At 57.0% G+C, this 17,877-nt stretch carries 15 protein-coding genes; 11 read left to right on the top strand and 4 right to left on the bottom strand.

All coding sequences use genetic code 11. The features are described 5' to 3' along the window. Positions 1–44: 44 nt before the first annotated feature. From I9187_RS06540 to I9187_RS06530, 3 genes are all read left to right on the top strand, one after another. Positions 45–1,259, top strand: a complete 1,215-nt coding sequence (locus I9187_RS06540; protein ID WP_171174485.1) for an MFS transporter — start codon at positions 45–47, stop codon at positions 1,257–1,259. After that, the gene (locus tag I9187_RS06535; RefSeq protein ID WP_171174487.1) at positions 1,256–1,852 is read left to right on the top strand and encodes a YceI family protein; all 597 of its coding nucleotides are present in this window, start codon (positions 1,256–1,258) and stop codon (positions 1,850–1,852) included. The genes I9187_RS06540 and I9187_RS06535 overlap by 4 nt, the downstream gene beginning before the upstream one ends. Before the next feature lie 79 nt (positions 1,853–1,931). Continuing rightward, a complete protein-coding gene (locus I9187_RS06530) occupies positions 1,932–3,152 on the top strand; it encodes an MFS transporter (protein WP_171174489.1) in 1,221 nt (406 codons plus the stop codon). A 45-nt stretch (positions 3,153–3,197) separates the two neighbouring features. Here I9187_RS06530 and I9187_RS06525 read toward each other — a convergent pair whose 3' ends face one another. Together I9187_RS06525 and I9187_RS06520 are read right to left on the bottom strand one after the other, a co-directional pair. After that, positions 3,198–4,871 (bottom strand): flotillin domain-containing protein, encoded by a 1,674-nt coding sequence (locus I9187_RS06525; protein ID WP_171174491.1) that lies wholly within the window; start codon positions 4,869–4,871, stop codon positions 3,198–3,200. Positions 4,872–4,905: 34 nt separating this feature from the next. Continuing rightward, positions 4,906–5,622: an OB-fold-containig protein gene (locus tag I9187_RS06520; RefSeq protein ID WP_209509234.1), complete on the bottom strand. Its 717-nt coding sequence runs from the start codon at positions 5,620–5,622 to the stop codon at positions 4,906–4,908. A 255-nt stretch (positions 5,623–5,877) separates the two neighbouring features. Here I9187_RS06520 and metG point away from each other — a divergent pair, with 255 nt between their 5' ends. The 3 genes from metG to I9187_RS06505 all read left to right on the top strand — a co-directional run bounded on the left by metG (position 5,878) and on the right by I9187_RS06505 (position 12,169). Beyond that, on the top strand, positions 5,878–7,623 hold the full coding sequence (gene metG / locus I9187_RS06515) for a methionine--tRNA ligase (RefSeq protein ID WP_171174494.1): 1,746 nt from the start codon (positions 5,878–5,880) through the stop codon (positions 7,621–7,623). A gap of 247 nt (positions 7,624–7,870) precedes the next feature. Next, on the top strand, positions 7,871–9,028 hold the full coding sequence (locus I9187_RS06510; protein ID WP_171174496.1) for an efflux RND transporter periplasmic adaptor subunit: 1,158 nt from the start codon (positions 7,871–7,873) through the stop codon (positions 9,026–9,028). Positions 9,029–9,031: 3 nt separating this feature from the next. Next, the gene (locus I9187_RS06505; protein WP_171174498.1) at positions 9,032–12,169 is read left to right on the top strand and encodes a multidrug efflux RND transporter permease subunit; all 3,138 of its coding nucleotides are present in this window, start codon (positions 9,032–9,034) and stop codon (positions 12,167–12,169) included. A gap of 36 nt (positions 12,170–12,205) precedes the next feature. On the opposite strand, the gene I9187_RS06500 is transcribed toward I9187_RS06505, so the two are convergent. Then, positions 12,206–12,751, bottom strand: coding sequence for a DUF2087 domain-containing protein (locus I9187_RS06500; RefSeq protein ID WP_171174499.1), 546 nt, complete (start codon positions 12,749–12,751; stop codon positions 12,206–12,208). 196 nt (positions 12,752–12,947) lie between these two features. Further along, the gene (glpD, locus tag I9187_RS06495; RefSeq protein ID WP_171174502.1) at positions 12,948–14,525 is read right to left on the bottom strand and encodes a glycerol-3-phosphate dehydrogenase; all 1,578 of its coding nucleotides are present in this window, start codon (positions 14,523–14,525) and stop codon (positions 12,948–12,950) included. 179 nt (positions 14,526–14,704) lie between these two features. On the opposite strand from glpD, the gene I9187_RS06490 reads away from it, so the two are divergent. The 5 genes from I9187_RS06490 to I9187_RS06470 all read left to right on the top strand — a co-directional run bounded on the left by I9187_RS06490 (position 14,705) and on the right by I9187_RS06470 (position 17,877). Further along, entirely contained in the window at positions 14,705–15,469 is a 765-nt protein-coding gene (locus I9187_RS06490) for a DeoR/GlpR family DNA-binding transcription regulator (RefSeq protein ID WP_171174504.1), read from the top strand. Positions 15,470–15,574: 105 nt separating this feature from the next. Then, positions 15,575–15,730, top strand: coding sequence for a DUF5993 family protein (locus I9187_RS06485; protein ID WP_171174506.1), 156 nt, complete (start codon positions 15,575–15,577; stop codon positions 15,728–15,730). A gap of 10 nt (positions 15,731–15,740) precedes the next feature. Beyond that, a complete protein-coding gene (locus tag I9187_RS06480) occupies positions 15,741–16,316 on the top strand; it encodes a disulfide bond formation protein B (RefSeq protein ID WP_171174507.1) in 576 nt (191 codons plus the stop codon). 31 nt (positions 16,317–16,347) lie between these two features. Beyond that, the gene (locus tag I9187_RS06475; protein ID WP_171174509.1) at positions 16,348–16,710 is read left to right on the top strand and encodes a DUF3302 domain-containing protein; all 363 of its coding nucleotides are present in this window, start codon (positions 16,348–16,350) and stop codon (positions 16,708–16,710) included. Positions 16,711–16,731: 21 nt separating this feature from the next. Further along, positions 16,732–17,877 (top strand): HlyD family secretion protein, encoded by a 1,146-nt coding sequence (locus I9187_RS06470; protein WP_171174511.1) that lies wholly within the window; start codon positions 16,732–16,734, stop codon positions 17,875–17,877.

Genomic DNA, 17,877 nt, shown 5'->3' with positions numbered 1-17,877 from the left:
AGATGTGACTGGTCAAAACACCTACCGCACCCTAGCGTCACCGCATGAGCCACCCGATCCACGACAGCCGCTATTCCTGGCTTCGCCTTCTGATCACACTCGCCATTGCAACAGTGGCGAATGTGGGGATGTGGGCGGTGATAGTGGTCATGCCCGCAGTCGAGGTTGAATTCGGCGCTGGTCGCGCAGAAGCTTCGATGCCCTACACGCTTACGATGATCGGTTTTGCCCTGGGCAATATGTGGTTGGGTCAGTTGGTAGACCGGCTGGGTGTAACCATGGCCCTGATCGGCGCAGCCATCTTGAGTGCCCTAAGCTATGTGCTGGCAACGCTGGCACCAAATATCATGCTGCTGTCTGCCGCGCATCTTCTGCTTGGGTTAGGCACGTCAATTGGATTTGGCCCACTGATCGCCGATATATCGCATTGGTTCATGAAACGACGCGGTATTGCCGTTGCGTTGGTGGCCAGCGGAAATTACCTGTCCGGAGCTATCTGGCCCACCATGCTGTCGGGCATTCTGGCGCGCGATGGATGGCAACAGGTCTATGTGACATTAGCCGTTCTAACACTGCTCGTCGTTATCCCACTGTCCCTACTCCTACGCCGCCGGGTCCCGGTCGAGGCACACAGTACGGCCGAAGCCTCTGCCCAGATCAACGCACGCAGTGCAGGTGTATCACCTCGCACACTGCAATATATTCTTGGCTTGGCTGGCATTGGCTGTTGCGTAGCTATGTCCATGCCGCAGGTCCATATCGTCTCTTACTGCGTCGGGTTGGGATATGGCCCCGCGGTGGGCGCCGAGATGCTGTCACTAATGTTGTTGGGTGGTGTCGTAAGCCGCTTGGTCTCGGGCCTTCTGGCCGATCACCTTGGTGGGGTCATGACCCTTTTGATTGGCTCAGTCCTGCAATGCATCGCGCTGTTCTTGTTCCTGCCCTATGACGGGATGGTCTCGCTTTATTTTATCAGCCTGATGTTCGGGCTGGCCCAGGGCGGCATCGTGCCCAGCTATGCCTTGGTTGTCCGCGAGTACATGCCTCCGCAAGAGGCAGGCGCGCGGGTCGGATTTGTTTTGATGATGACCATTCTTGGCATGGCCCTTGGCGGCTGGATGTCGGGCTGGATTTACGACCTCACCGGAAGCTACCAACTGGCATTCGTGAACGGTATTCTCTGGAACGGGCTGAACATCGCGATCGTTCTGATGCTTCTCAAGCGATCCCGCCCCAGACGGGAAAAGGTCATGGCATGACGTTTGTAAACCGCCGTACTGTCCTTGCCGGGCTTGCATCCCTGCCCTTCGCCCGACCGTCGCTTGCCGCACTTAGCCCCTATGTTCTGTCGACAACGGACACCAGGGTTGGCTTCAGTTTCAACCTTTCAGGCGTGATGCAGTCGGGATCCATGCCGATACGCTTCGCCAACGTCCAGGTCGATACGCGCCAACTACAAAACAGCCAGGTCACCGTAGTGCTGGATGTCAGCAAGGCCAGAACTCGGTTGCCCTTTGCCCGAATGCCCATGCTTAGCCCCAGCGTACTGGACGCCAAACAGCACCCGACGATCCGTTTTGTCTCAACAAAAATTGAGCTTGGCGCGCAAGGGCGTATCTCGGACGGGGCCCGCATAACCGGCGATTTGACCGTCCGCGGTGTAACGCGCCCCATCACGCTGAACGCCAATCTCTATCGCAAGGCAGGCACTACGGTTGACGACCTGACAAACCTGTCTATCGGTCTGACGGGGGCCTTGAACAGGCATGATTTTGGCGCGTCGGGTTATCCCGATCTTGTTCGGGACAATGTCGGTCTGAACATCCACGCCGAGATCAGTCGTGCAAGTTGATCCACAAAGCGCAAAAACGACTCGATAAAGTCGAATAGGTGCGCGCATTGTGCGGCAATGACGCCAATCTGAGATCACTATGCGTACCATTATTTCCTTTGCCGCCCTTTTCCTTTCAGCCATTCTATTGCAACTGTCGACAGGCGGGGTTGGCCCGCTTGACGCCATATCCGGCATCACCCTGGAATTCACGACCGAACAGATCGGTCTGCTGGGATCGGCTCATTTTATCGGCTTTTTCGTAGGGTGTTGGTGGGCCCCACGACTGATGGGCAGTGTCGGACATTCCCGCGCCTTCGCCGTCTGTACTGCATTGGGCGCGATGGGGCTGATCGGCCACACCCTAACCAACGATCCCTATATCTGGGCCATCCTCAGGATCGCATCAGGAACATGTATCGCAGGCTGCTACACTGTGATCGAGGCTTGGCTGAACGCAAAGGTCACGAATGAAACACGCGGACGGGCGATGGGCATCTACCGGCTTGTTGACCTGGGCGCCTCGCTTGGCGCACAGATGATCATCGCGGTTCTGCCGCCAGCATCTTACGTGTCTTATAACCTGTTGGCGATCCTGTGCTGTGCCTCGCTGCTGCCGCTGACGCTGACCCGAGCGAACCAGCCGCCAACACCCAACACACAGCGCTTGCGGCCCAAGCTGGCTTGGGCCTGTTCCCCTCTGGCCGTCGCGGGTGTGATCGTTTCAGCGCTCAGCTCTGCGTCCTTCCGAATGGTTGGCCCGGTCTACGGGCAAGAGGTTGGTCTGGGCATTGACCAGATTGCTTTCTTCCTTGCTTCGTTTGTTTTGGGCGGAGCCCTGGCGCAATACCCGTTAGGCTGGCTGGCTGACAAGTATGACCGACGCTGGGTTCTGATCTGGCTGTCGGCCGCTGCTGTACTGAGCTGCGGGATCACGATGGCCGCCAGCGGCGCTGGGACGGTTGGGGTGATGCTGGCCGCCGGGTTCTTTGGTCTGACGACCTTTCCGATCTTTTCGCTGTCTTCGGCCCACGCGAATGACTTTGCCACCAGTGAAGAACGGGTCGAACTGTCCGCTGCATTGATGTTCTGGTACGCTTTGGGCGCTATTGCATCGCCCTATATTTCCTCGACACTGATCGAACAGTTCGGCCCCGGCGCTTTGTTTGCATTTGTGGCCGTCGGACATCTGGGATTGATCATCTTTGGTCTTGCGCGGATGCGCTCTCGCCCAACGCCAGAAGAGCGGACGAACTATGTTTACGCTCCGCGCACATCCTTTACCGTCGGGCGCCTTCTGAAACGCTCTCGGGAAGAATAATAAAGGGCCGGGAAATCCCCGGCCCTTTTGTTGTTTGTTCGCATATTATTGAGTCGGCAGCGTTTCTTCCTCGACAACATCGACCATTTCTGCGGGTTCCGGCGTCGCCTCTAGCGCGCCGTTCACTACTCCGCCGACACCGTTTTCCATCGACAGACCCAGCTCCTCGCCCAGCTTCTTGAGCGCGGGCATCTGCACAGCCATGCCCATGATCGAATCCAACGCTTGATTGACCACCGGCTTGTCGCTGTTGGCCGCGCCACCGCCTGAAGCACCGGCACCGATCCCACCAACCTGATGGATTTTGATCGAATCGATCTTCTCGGCCGGTTTCACCATTTCCGAGATGATCGACGGCATGGTTTCAATCCTGGCCATATCGACCTTCATGCGGATCTGCGCAGCAGAAAGAGCGTTGTCGGCTTCAACAATGGCGCGCTTACCTTCCGCTTCGGCCAGCATGTCATTTTTCTTCGCCTCGGCACGGATGTTCAACGCATCTGCTTCGGCCTGAGCTTCTTCACGACGCGCTTCGGCACGGTCTGCGGCTGCCTCTTTCTCGGCCTGCGCGGCCAGACGGATCGCGGTCGCCTGACGTTCCGCTTCGCGCGTCGCTTCGATCAATACGATCTGTTTCTGGCGTTCGGCCTCGGCCACTTCGCGGGCGGTCACGACGGCTTCGGTCGCCTTTGTCGCCTCGGCCCGGGCGAGGTCAGCAGATGCACGCGCACGGCTTTCCTCTTCGGATTTCTGCGCGATGATGATCTGACGCTCCTGCTCGGCCACTTCGATCTCACGTTCTTTCGCAATCTCAGCATCGCGGATCTTGCGCTCGCGCTCGATCTCGGCCCCGCGGATGGCTTCTTCACGGGCGATCCGGGCACGTTCGGTTTCGCGCACCGAATCTTCGGTCCGCGCCGCAATCTCGGCCTCTTGCGCCACGCGCAGGGTTTCAACCTTCTGAGTCTGCTCGATCCGCGCCTGTGCCTCGTCCTGCTCGATCAGCAGTTTCTGACGCTCGGCCTCCATCGCGGCCCGGCGTACTTCAACCTCGGCATCCGCATCAATCTGCGCGCGCTCTTTTTTCGAGGCTGCAATCACCTCGGCCAGTTTGCGCATACCCACCGCGTTAAAGGCATTATTCTCATCCAGTGCTTCGAACGGCGTCTGGTCAAGCGCAGTCAGCGACACAGATTCCAGCGACAGGCCGTTCTTCAACAGGTCTTCGGACACTGCGTTCTGCACCTCTTGCACAAAGTCAGCGCGGTTTTCGTGCAGCCCGTCCATAGTCATCTGCGCGGCCACGGCGCGCAAACCGTCGATCAGTTTACCTTCGATCATCTCGCGCAGTTGTTCGACGTCAAACGTGCGTGAGCCCAGCGTCTGCGCGGCGCGCGCGATGCCCTCTTCCGTCGCCATGACCGAGACGTAGAATTCGACACCCACGTCCACGCGCATCCTGTCCTGAGTGATCAGTGCAGCCTCGCCGCTGCGTTGCACTTCAAGGCGGAGGGTCTTCATGTTGACGGGGCTGACCTCGTGCAACAGCGGCACGATGACCACACCGCCGTCCATGATAACTTTTTTACCGCCCGCCCCGGTTTTCACCAGGCTCACTTCGCGGGTCGCGCGTTTATAAAGGCGGCCAAGTACAAGGCCGATGAATAGCAGGACGGCCAGAATGGTGACGACCGTAATCGCCAGGAATGAAACTTCCATGCAAAATCCTCCGATTTAAGAGTTGATAATTTGGTTAGTCCGACAAGCCGACCAGAACGAACCGGTCCCGCTGTCTGTCGCGCAGCACCAGAACGTCAGTGCCTTGCTCAAGGATGTCTTTGTCTTGCAGCGGCTCGGCGCGCAGGTGATGGGTGTTTCCGAACCGGTCCATCACCCTCACCTCTGCCGCGCGTCCGCGAGACGCCGTCCCTTGCGAGATCACGCCGCGACGGCGGGCCAGCATCCTTTCGGACATCGCCTCAGTCTCGGTCTTCGGCAACAGGCGGGCGAACACGGTACCAAAGCCGCGCGCAAACCACAGACCGGATGCAGCTGCCGGGATCGCAGCCATCCAGCTTGGCAGATCAAAGCCCAACAAATCACGCAGCGCCAATTGCAGGCCGATGCCCGACAGACCAAAACCCGCCAGCAGGACCACAAGCCAAATCATGAATGGCACTTTGCCAATCCCCAACCATGCCATCGGCCCGGCAGCGGCGGCATCAGGCACGTCCGTCTCAATCTCGGCCAGTTCGAATTCGCCCAGATCAATGTCAGCATCTATGTCGAGATCGAAGTCTGCAACAGCCAGATCCGGAACATCCACAGCATCCAGATCGACCTCGCCCTCACCTGCCAGCAGGCTTCCACCCAGCACCAGAGCAATCAGCTCCAGGGCCAGCAGGCCAAACAGCAGCGCAAGCGCCATGGTAAAGGGCACGAATGCACCCTCAAGCAGGAAGTCGAACATTAGGAATATGCCCTCGTTTTTGTATACTTTTGTATACACTCAATATGGGTAGTCATAATAAAAATACAAGAGATCGTGATTCTATTTTCAACCTATGGGTAGTGTAGACACCTGTTTAACTGCAATCGCTACTCAATTGATAAAGCGTTTTTTGACTGGATCGTGGCATTTCAGGACATCCACGCAAAACCCGGCCTTTTGCTGGCGGGTTACATAAGGTAGACGAGCGCGCAGACAGTTACGTGGACACGCAAAATGGCTCGGATTCTCATCACCTCGGCGATCCCTTACATCAACGGGATCAAGCACCTCGGCAACCTGATCGGCTCGCAACTGCCAGCCGACCTGTACGCACGCTACCAGCGTGGCCGGGGGAATGAGGTCATGTTCCTGTGTGCCACGGATGAACACGGCACGCCCGCGGAACTGGCGGCTGCCAAAGCCGGTAAGCCCGTGGCCGAATACTGCGCTGACATGTACGCGGTTCAGGCCGATATCGCCAACCGGTTCGGCCTCAGCTTCGATCACTTTGGCCGCTCGTCCAGTGAACAGAACAAGCGCCTGACCCAGCATTTTGCGGGCAAGCTGGACGACGCCGGCCTGATCCGTGAGGTCAGCGAGAAACAGGTCTATTCCAACGCGGATGGTCGGTTTCTGCCCGACCGCTACATCGAAGGTACCTGCCCCAATTGCGGGTACGACCGCGCACGCGGCGATCAGTGCGAGAACTGCACCAAGCAGTTGGACCCGACCGACCTGATTGAGCCACGCAGCGCGATAAGTGACTCGACCGATCTTGAGGTGCGCGAGACCAAGCATCTGTATCTGCGCCAGTCGGCGATGAAGGATCAACTGGATGCGTGGATCGACAGCAAGACCGATTGGCCGGTCCTGACCACATCAATTGCCAAGAAATGGCTGCATGATGGCGACGGTCTTCAAGATCGTGGCATCACCCGCGATCTGGACTGGGGCGTTCCGGTCAAAAAGGGTGACCAGGACTGGCCCGGCATGGAAGGCAAGGTCTTCTATGTCTGGTTCGACGCCCCCATCGAATACATCGCCTGTGCCAAGGAATGGGCGGATGCCAGCGGTAGAACCGATGCCGATTGGGAGCGCTGGTGGCGCACCGACAAAGGCGCAGAAGACGTGCGTTATGTGCAGTTCATGGGCAAGGACAATGTCCCCTTCCACACCTTGTCTTTCCCGGCCACCATCCTGGGCACGAACTCGCACAATGAAGACACCGGATCATCCGAGCGCTGGAAGCTGGTCGATTACATCAAGTCTTTCAACTACCTGAACTATGATGGTGGCCAGTTCTCGACCAGCCAGGGGCGCGGCGTGTTCATGGATCAGGCGCTTGAGATCCTGCCCGCCGACTATTGGCGCTGGTGGCTGCTGAGCCATGCGCCTGAAAGCAGCGACAGTGAGTTTACGTGGGAAAACTTCCAGCAATCGGTGAACAAGGACCTGGCGGATGTACTCGGCAACTTTGTCAGCCGCATCACCAAATTCTGCCGCTCGAAATTCGGTGAAGCCGTGCCGGAAGGCGGCAGTTTTGGCGAACGCGAAAACGCTCTGATCGACGAATTGACCCGCCGCGTCCGCGCTTATGAGGACCACATGGAAACAATGGAGGTTCGCAAATCCGCTCAGGAATTGCGGGCGATCTGGGTTGCGGGCAATGAATATCTTCAGGCCGCTGCCCCATGGTCAACCTTCAAGGAAGATCCGGAACAAGCTGCGGCTCAGGTGCGTCTGGGGCTGAACCTGATCCGCCTTTATGCTGTTCTCAGCGCGCCGTTCATTCCCGATACCTCGGCCCGAATGCTCAGCGCGATGAACACGCTGGACACGGGATGGCCCGATGACTTGGCCGCCGCATTGGACGCGCTGCCTGCGGGTCACGCGTTTACTGTGCCTGATGTACTGTTCGCCAAAGTCTTGGATGAGCAGCGTGAAGACTGGCAGGAAAAATTCGCTGGCACACGCAACTAATCTTGTTGCATGCTGACAGTATTCGGGGGCCCGCGTGGCCCCTGTTTTGCTTTTGGGCATGATCAAAGTGAACACCTAACATGGTCAAAGCGAAGTAATTTTTCGCACCAGTGCCAACAGGTTCAGGCGTCATCACGCTTGAGAAACCATGTCAAAAAAGTCATCCTGATGCGAAGTTCTTCCGACTCGGGCCTCCAATACGGCGGGCCCGGCATCATTTGTTTCTGTCACGCACGAGGCTTTCGCCATGTTCCCAACACGTTTCTCATCCAACCGGATCAGCAGGCCTCTGGCCACAGCGTCCCTGCTGTTGTCTCTCGGATTGGCGTATCCGGTTGTCGCACAAGAGGAAGGCGCACCCCCCAAAGTCTCAATTGCGGCAGCCTATACCCAAGAAATCACGGATGAAGCCTCGTTCATCGGGCGTGCTCAGGCAATCAACAAGGTCGACATCGTGGCCCGAGTGAACGGGTTTCTCAACAGCAGGGAAGTCGAAGATGGCGCTACAGTCAAAGAGGGAGACCTGCTCTTCACCATCGAACCCGACCTGTATGAAGCGACGCTTGAAGCTCGCAAGGCCGATTTGAACCGGGCCGAGGCCAATCTGGAACTCGCCAAAGTCGATCTTGCGCGCAAGGAAGAACTTTACAAACGCGATGCCACACCAGAGTCGGAACGCGACATCGCGCGCGCCAACGAGTTGGTTGCAGAAGCAGAGGTCAAGGCAGCGAATGCCGCGATCCAACAAGCCGAGCTTGACCTGAGTTATACGCAGATCCATGCGCCATTTGATGGGCGTATCGGCAGCATCACGACCAGCGTTGGTGACGTGGTCGGTCCAACCAACCCTCCATTGGTAAATATCGTTAGCGAAACACCAATTTACGTGAATTTTTCCCTCAATGAAAAAGTATTCACGACGGTTTTGGAATCTTATGGCGAAAACTCGGCCTCTTTGGCGGAAAGCCCGCAAAGCCCCAATGTTCACGTGATCCTGCCAAATGGAAGCGAGTTGGATGAAACCGGAAAAATTGTCTTTGTCGATAACCGCATCGACCCTTTGACAGGCGCAATCAGGGTCCGGGCGCAATTCGACAATGCCGCCCGTCTGATCCTGGACGGCGCCTTCGTGACCGTACAAATCGAAGCGCTGGAGCCAACCTTGCAAGTTCTGGTGCCTCAGGCCGCCTTGCAGCGTGATCAGCGCGGCGAGTTCGTTCTGGTGGTCAACGACAAGCAGATGGTTGAGCAACGCTACATCACCACCGGCGACGCTGTTGGCACGGCCATCATTGTAAAAGAAGGCCTGCGCGAAGGTGAAAGTGTGATTGTTGAGGGCCTTCAACGCGTTCGCCCCGGCGTGGCTGTTGACGCGGTCGTTGCCTCTGAACAGCCAGGAGAATAACTGATGTTCTCAGCCCTGTTCATTAGCCGGCCCAAGCTGGCGCTTGTCATCTCGCTTGTGCTGACCATCATGGGCGGCATTGGCTATTTGGTTCTTCCGGTGGCGCAGTTCCCGGATATCACTCCGCCCGTGGTCAACGTCTCTACCACTTACACCGGTGCAAATGCGGAAACCGTGGAAAACACTGTCGCCGCGCCCATTGAGGCACAGGTCAACGGTGTGGACGACATGATCTATATGACGTCCAGATCGTCTGATAACGGATCCTATTCGCTGGATGTCACCTTCGAGGTCGGCACCGACCCCGACATCGCATCGGTCAACGTGCAAAACCGGGTGGCGCAGGCAATGTCTTCGCTGCCAGCCGAAGTGACATCGTCGGGTGTGGTCACACAGAAATCATCGACCAACATGCTAATGCTGGTCACGTTGACGTCGCCCGATGGCACCTATGACAGCGTGTTCCTGTCCAACTACGCCTCGATCAATCTGCGAGACGCGCTGGCGCGTGTGCAGGGCGTTGGTAAGGCGGACGTTCTGACCAACCTGGAATACGCCATGCGGATCTGGATGGACCCGGACAAGATGGCCGCTCTGTCCATCACGCCGGGCGACGTGATCAATGCGATCCGCGAACAGAACATAGAAGTATCGGCGGGTTCGATCGGCGCCCCTCCGGTGCCCGAAGGGCAGACGTTTCAATACACGATCAAGTCCAAGGGTCGCCTCACATCCGCCGAAGAGTTCAGCGATATCGTAATCCGCACAGGTGAAGATGGCGCGATCGTGCGCGTGAAAGACATCGCCCGAACTGAACTTGGCGCGCAGTTCTATTCGGCCTCGGGCTATTTCCAGGCCGTTCCAGCTACTGTGATCGGTATCTATCAGGCACCCGGCGCGAATGCGCTGGCCGTGTCCGAGCGCGTGGAAGCAGAACTGGAACGCCTGTCCCGCTCCTTCCCGACGGACGTGGAATATGAAGTGCCCTTCAACACCACCGATTTTGTCGAGGCATCGCTGAGTGACGTGGTCTCGACCTTGATCCTGACCTTTATTCTGGTGATTTCGGTTGTGTTTGTGTTCCTGGGCAGTTGGCGCGCCACGATTATCCCGGCCGTCGCAATCCCGGTGTCTTTGATCGGGACCTTTGCATTCCTTTTGGCCTTCGGCATGTCGTTGAACACGATCTCTCTGTTTGCGCTGGTTCTGGCCATTGGAATCGTGGTGGATGACGCCATTGTCGTGGTCGAGAACGTAGAGCGCATCATCGCAGACGAAGGTCTGCCCCCTGCCGAGGCAACGCGTAAAGCGATGGGCCAAATCACCGGTCCAGTCATTGCAACCACACTGGTGTTGCTGGCCGTGTTTGTACCGGTAACTTTCATGCCTGGCATTTCGGGACGATTGTATTCACAGTTTGCTGTCACTATTTCGACCGCGGTTGTGATTTCGTCCATCAACGCCCTGACTTTGTCCCCTGCACTCTGTGGGCTGGTTTTGCGTGCGCGCTCGGGCCCGCCCAAGGGGCTGCTGGCTGTCTTCGAAGGTTTTATCGGCACAATGCGCAACGGCTATGTCGCCATTGTGCGCAAACTGCTGGTTTTTCCTGCCATTGCGCTGGCCATCGTGGTTGGACTTGGCATGGGTACAGGGACGATCATGTCGAACACCTCAGCCGGGTTCATTCCGCTTGAGGATAACGGCTATCTCTTTGTTGATGTCCAACTGCCCGACGCCGCCACGCTAGAACGGACCGAGGCCGTGACTGCACGCCTTGACGATCAATTGCGCGAAATCCCAGGTGTGGCCAGCACGGTTCTGGTCAATGGCTTTTCGCTGCTGAACGGCACGATCACCAATGGCGCTGCGATCTTCGTGAACCTCGACAACTGGAGCGAACGGCAAGAGGAAGACCTAAGCGCCGATGCGATCCTGGCCAAGGTCCTTGCCATCTCCAATGCCGAATCCGCGGCCTCGATCGTGGCCTTCAACCCACCGCCTATTCAGGGCTTGGGCATGTCGGCTGGTGTCGAGATGGAGGTACAGCAAACTGGCGGCGGCTCGCCTCAGGATCTGGCCTCAGCCGTGGGGTCCTTTGTCTATGCTGCGAACCAGCGGCCCGAGATTGGGCAGGCTTACACCACCTTCAGGGCCAACGTTCCACAGCTATTCGTGGATCTGGATCGTGAAAAAGCCAAAACGCTGGATGTGTCCGTCGCCGAGGTATTCCAGACGATGCAGGCACAGCTTGGATCGTATTATGTCAACGACTTCAACCTGTTCGGACGCGTCTATCGCGTCATGATACAGGCAGATGGGACCTATAGGGACAATGTCGATGATATTGCGAACCTTTATGTCCGCTCGCAAAAGGGCGATATGGTTCCGTTGGGCACACTGATTGACGTTGAAAACGTGTTGGGGCCGGTTCTGTTGAAGCGACATAACCTGTTTCGCTCGGCCACAGTGACGGCAGTGCCCGCACCAGGCCTTTCCAGTGGTGACGCTATCACAGTGATGACTGAGGAATCGGCCACCGCCCTGCCCCCTGGTTACACGTTCGAATGGACCGGTACGGCGCAGCAACAGCTGGCCTCAGGCAGTCTGGTGATCATTATCCTGGGCCTCGCAATCCTGTTCGGATACCTGTTCCTGGTGGGGCAGTACGAAAGTTGGACATTGCCGGTTTCGATCCTGTTATCTGTGGTCGTGGCCCTATTTGGGGCGGTTGCGGCTGTCGCTATCGTCGGCAGTGACATCAACCTTTATACGCAGATCGGTATGATTATGCTTGTTGGGCTGGCCTCAAAAAACGGTATTCTGATCGTTGAGTTTGCAATGGAGCAACGCGCCAATGGCCTGTCAATCAAAGAGGCTGCAACCGAGGCTGCGCATCAGCGGTTCCGCGCCGTGATGATGACCGCCCTGTCCTTCCTCTTGGGTGTTGTGCCCCTCTTGGCGGCGAACGGAGCCGGTGCTGCAAGCCAGAAAGCGATTGGCGTGGCGGTGTTCGGCGGCATGTTGGCGGCGACGCTGATTGGTGTGATCGTGGTTCCGGTGCTGTATGCCCTCATGCAAAGCATGAGGGAATGGCTGAAGGGCAGCAAAAACGATCCCGGCCCGACCGAGACTGCCACCTGATCCTCAAAAACCCCGCCTCAACGGCGGGGTTTTTTCTTAGGGTGATCTTGCGCGACGACGGCTGGTAACCTCGTGGATCACCTGTTTCGCATCGGCTGGAGGTTCCTGCTCGATTCTGCGATATTCTGATCCATCCCTGCGCCGTGTAAGCAGCCCGCAAGAAATCATCGTGCGCCGCAAGGTGGCCGGATCGTCAAAGGAATGTTCAGCGTTGAGGCACGCGTTAACCTCGGCCTCATGCAAGGATGCACCTGAGGGTAAAGCGGCCCAAACAGCCCAGAGTGCAAGGTTTTGCACCGAACGTTTCGAAGGCCAAAGCTGCAACCTGCCGTTTGAATCGAACAAACGCAGTGCGCGTTCCACTGCTCGCGCATTGGGTGGTGGTGGGTCCGAGCGCGCCTGTAATCGGCGACTGGCGGCGCTGTCGGCTCGCATATGTTGCACATTCTGATAACCGGCTGCGCGTGCCACCATGTTCATCAGTTTTAAGTGCGAAGGGCTGGCCCCTCCCAACTGGATGGCCAGGGTACGAACAAACGGGGTTAGATCATCCACATGCAAAGGTACTGGTGTCTTGCTCATCACACATCCATATCGGGCGTTCTGCGCATTCGTTGGCCGCTGACCTGACGAAGCAACGCCCTGAGTGTTGCGATGTCAATCCTGTCCTAAAGGCAGGTTTAGCGCTCTGAAACAGAGCAGCGGCGCCTCGGTGTCTGCCGACCGTGCCCGATGGCTAGCATAACAGCGGTCGATCGCCAAGGGGCATGCGCCCCTGTTACGCGGCGCGGCGCTCGGCCATCCAACCATCGATCCGCGCGATCTGTTCGTCGTTTAGCCGAAGCCCCAGCTTGTTGCGTCGCCAGACGACGTCTTCGGCGGTGCGCGCATATTCCTTGTCCATCAACCAAGTAACCTCTTGCGCGGTCAGGGTTGCGCCAAAATCTTCACCCAGGTCAGACGCTAGTTTAGCGCCAGCAATAACTGCGGACGCCTCGGTCCCATAGGCGCGGATCAACCGAGCTGCCCATGCTGCGTTCAGAAAAGGATACTCCGCCAGAAGTTTGCTTTTCAGGGCATCTACGGCATCCACCGGAAAGTCGCCGCCGGGCAAGGCAACTCCGGCAGTCCAGGGTTTGGGCAGGTCTGGAAAGAACTCAGCCACCTTTTCCAACGCGCTTTCTGCGAGCCTGCGATAGGTGGTGATCTTACCGCCAAATACGTTCAGGACCGGTGCCCCACCCTGAGCGTCAACTTTCAGCGTGTAGTCGCGCGTCGCTGCTGTCGCGCTGCTGGCCCCATCGTCATACAGCGGGCGCACGCCGGAATAGGTCCAGACAATATCGTCGCGGGTCACGGCGCGTTGGAAGTATTTCGAAGCGAAGGCGCATAGATACTCCTGCTCGGCCTCGGTACATACCGGCGCGGTGGACGGATCCGGATGATCCTGATCGGTTGTGCCAATCAGGGTGAAGTCCTGTTCATAGGGAATGGCAAAAATAATACGGCCATCTTCACCCTGAAAGAAATAGCACTTGTCGTGATCGTACAGCCTGGGCGTCACGATATGGCTGCCACGTACCAGCCTGACGCCCTCGCGCGAGTTCACGCGGATCTTCGTCTGTATGATGTCGCCAACCCACGGGCCACCGGCGTTGATCAGCATTTTGGCCTGAATTACACGGGTCTGATCGCTGTCACGATCCCGAACAGTTACCCTCCACAGATCGTCCACCCGCTCGGCCGAAATCACCTCGGTCCGCACCATGATCTGCGCACCACGCGCCTCAGCGTCGCGTGCATTCAGAACCACCAGGCGGGAATCCTCGATCCAACAATCGGAATACTCATAAGCCGTTTCGAATCTATCCTGTAGAGGGGTTCCTTCTGCGGCCGTGCGCAAGTTCAGCGACGTGGTTCCGGGCAGAATTTTGCGCCCGCCCAGATTATCGTAGAGGAACAACCCCAACCGGATCAGCCAAGCCGGACGCCGCCCGCGCATCCACGGCATAACTGTGCTAAGCAATCGCGATGTCGGTGTCTCGGAATCGAACCGCATATCCGCGTGGTAAGGCAATACAAAGCGCATCGGCCAGCTGATATGAGGCATGGCCCGCAGCAGGGTTTCACGTTCGATCAGTGCCTCGCGAACAAGCCGGATTTCAAAAAACTCCAGATATCGCAGCCCGCCATGAAACAGCTTAGTCGAAGCAGAAGACGTAGCAGACGCCAAATCGTTCATTTCCGCAAGCATAACGGACAGGCCCCGCCCAGCAGCGTCCCGTGCGATGCCACAGCCATTAATGCCGCCACCAATGATGAAAAGGTCTGTGATCTGATTATCCGTCGGCTGCATATCCCTTGATTCCTCGCAAGGCCTGATCAGGCGTATTAGCCAGAATACCATTCGTATGGTCAATGTTTATGTTCGTTTATTTTCTTTTTGCAACGCTGATATGAAATTTTCACAGCCCTTCTTGCCAATTCCCTAGAAAAGAACAAAAACGAAAGAGCGCATTGCTTTGGATCTGCCCCATGTCTCTTTCGTTCCGCCAATCCGACATTCTGGACATCGCCAGCATTGAAGGGCGCGTCACGGTCGAAGGGTTGGCCGAGCGGTTTGGCGTCACCGTACAGACGATCCGGCGCGACCTGACGGAACTTGCGGATGCCGGGAAACTTGACCGGGTTCATGGCGGCGCGGTTCTACGCTCGGGCGTGTCCAATATCGGTTATGACGACCGGCGCGCGCTGAATGCGGATGCCAAAACCCGCATCGCGCAGACCTGCGCCTCTGATATTCCGGATGGTGCCTCAATCTTCATGAATATCGGCACCTCAACCGAGGCCGTAGCACGGCAATTGCTGAGCCATAAGAATCTGATGGTCGTGACCAATAACATGAACGTCGCCAACATCCTGATTGAAAACCCCGACTGCGAGATCGTCGTGGCGGGCGGCGTCTTGCGACGTTCGGATGGCGGGCTGATCGGCAATCTGACTGTTTCGACGATACAGCAGTTCAAGTTTGACCTGGCCGTCATCGGATGCTCGGCACTGGATCGAGACGGAGATCTGTTGGATTTCGACTTCCAAGAGGTTCAGGTCAGCCAAACGATCATCGCACAAGCCCGGCGTACCTTTCTGGTGGCAGATCATTCAAAGTTTCAACGTTCAGCCCCTGCGCGGATCACATCGATGTCCGAAATCGACAGGATTTACACAGACGTTCATCTGCCGGGTGATCTGCCGCAACACTGTCGGGAATGGCAAACAGAGGTCGTTCTCTGCGCGCAGTAGCTTTCACGCTTCAACGTTTGGGTGAATTGCGCAGCTTGTCAGATGCCGATCGACCTGACACTATTCACTGTAATTACAATGTGCACGGGAAGGAAGGACCGGGCCATGATTGCGTTATTGTTTCTGCTGTTTACCGTCACAATGGGGCTCAACTATTTCAACCTGACGAAGACCGGGGGTTTGCTGTTTTTCGCCACGTTGGCGCTCAGCATCTATTGGTTGAAATTCCACGCCACCAGCCAATTGACCATTCAACTGTAAAGGGACCGTTATGACACCTGAACTGTCCCGAACCCTCAATGCGATCGGAATGCTTGCTGTCAGCCTCGTTCTGGTTCTGGCATATGTTTACCAATTTGCGCTCTATGAACTGCCCTGCCCGCTTTGCCTGTTGCAGCGGGTCGGTTTTGTGGCCGTGGGGGTTGGGCTTGGCCTGAACCTGCTATACGGCGCAAGACCCCACCATTATGCGATTGTTCTGATCGCTGCGCTGTATGGGGTCTCGGTTTCGATCCGTCAGATCCTGCTGCATATCGTACCCGGAACAGGCCATTACGGATCACCGGTTCTGGGGCTTCACTATTACACATGGGCAGCAATCGCCTTCTTCCTCGTCTTGCTGGGCACGGCAGTCATGCTGTTGTTTGAGCGTCAGTACGACCACGACGCGTCTGCAGAGCCGAAATTTGGAGGCAACAAACTGGCCAAAACTGCCTTTTTCGTCATGCTGGCGCTGGCTGTGCTGAATGCCGGGTCAACCCTTCTGGAATGCGGCCCCGGCATCTGCGCTGACCCGCCTACAAGCTACAAATTGATTGACGAACTGGACGCGGACGACGGAGGATAAGACAACCTTCGCCCGAAGAGGAGGCACGAGCATGGGACTATTGGGGCAGCCGTTAGGCTATTACGACTATCTGACATTTGTTGCGCTGATCCTGCTTCTTGCAGCGGTGATGGGTGTGTTTCTGTTTCTCATGGGGCTTCCGGGGCGGATCGCTATCAAGCGCAATCACCCGCATGCCGAAGCCGTCAAGATCATGGGATGGATGGGGTTTTTGGCCGTGGTTCCATGGGTTCACGCCTTTATGTGGGCGTTCCATGATGGCGTTACAGTGGACATTCGCCGGGGCCCGGATGAAGAGAAAGACGCCATTCGCGACGAAATCAAACGTCTGGGCGGCAAGGTCAGACCTGAGTATAAGGATCGTCTGGAGACAGACAACACGCAGAAAAGCTAAGGCCGAAGGAAAGAAATACCTATGTTCGTTGCCCTCGGCATCACGCTTTTTTACATCATTTTTGTCTGGCTCATCTTCTTCAAGCTGGAACTTCTGAAATTCAATATTGCCTGGGGCATCGTCTCGTTCTGGGTGGGCGCGCATCTGCTGCTGATCTTTCTGGTGGCGCTTCGGTTTTTTCAGCCCTTCTCGGCAGACAGCCACGTGGTGCGTTCGACCATACAGATCGTGCCCAAACTGACGCAGCCAACAATATTGACCGAGGTACTGGTCGAGCCGAACACTCAAGTCACAAAAGGCGATCCGCTTTATCGCTTTGATGACACGGTGTTTTCTCTGGCGGTGGACAATGCAAAGGCCCAACTGGTCGCGGCCGAGCAGAATGCCAAAATCCTGGAACAGGATGTGATCGCGTCGACCGAAGCTGTGGAACGCGCAAACGCGCAACTAGCCTATGCGCAGACCCAACAAGCCCGCTATGAGAACCTGGTGCCCGCTGGCGGAGCGCGGCAAGACGATCTGGACCGTTGGAACGAGCAGGTGACCGAAGATCTGGCTGCCGTCAAACAAGCGCAGGCCAATCTGGAAAAGGCACAACTGGCTGTGGAATCGCAGATTGACGGCGTGAACACGGGTATTCTTCAGGCTCAGGCCCAATTGGCCGAGGCCGAGTACTTTCTGGAAAACACCACCATCTATGCGCCTGAAAACGGGATGATCGTGTCACAGCAGGCACGTCCCGGTCTGGTTGTCGGCGACGTCCGATTGGGCGCAATCGCGAGCTTCGTGACCGAAGGCAACCCCTATATCCTTGCCACCTTCCGTCAACAGAACCTGAAATTTGTCGAACCAGGACAAGAAGTTGAAGTAGCGCTGGACCTCTATCCCGGTGAAATCCTGACAGGCAAGGTCGAGGCGATCTGGTGGGCCACCCGGCAAGGGCAACTCATCCCGTCGGGCCGCCTGCCCGGTTTTGAACTGCCCAAACTGCCCGGTCGGATTGCCGTACAGATCACGGTCGACTTGCCTGAAGGCCACACTTTCCCTGCTGGTGGCCATGCGGCCGTAGCGATCTATACCGGTATGGGCAAAAGCTTTGAGTTCCTGAGGCGCATCAATATCCGCCTCTATTCCTTCGCCAACTTCATCCGCCCGCTGGATATCTGA

Source organism: Ruegeria sp. HKCCE4148 (assembly GCF_017872495.1).
Taxonomy (GTDB): domain Bacteria; phylum Pseudomonadota; class Alphaproteobacteria; order Rhodobacterales; family Rhodobacteraceae; genus Ruegeria.
This window is presented reverse-complemented; position numbering and strand designations above follow the sequence as displayed.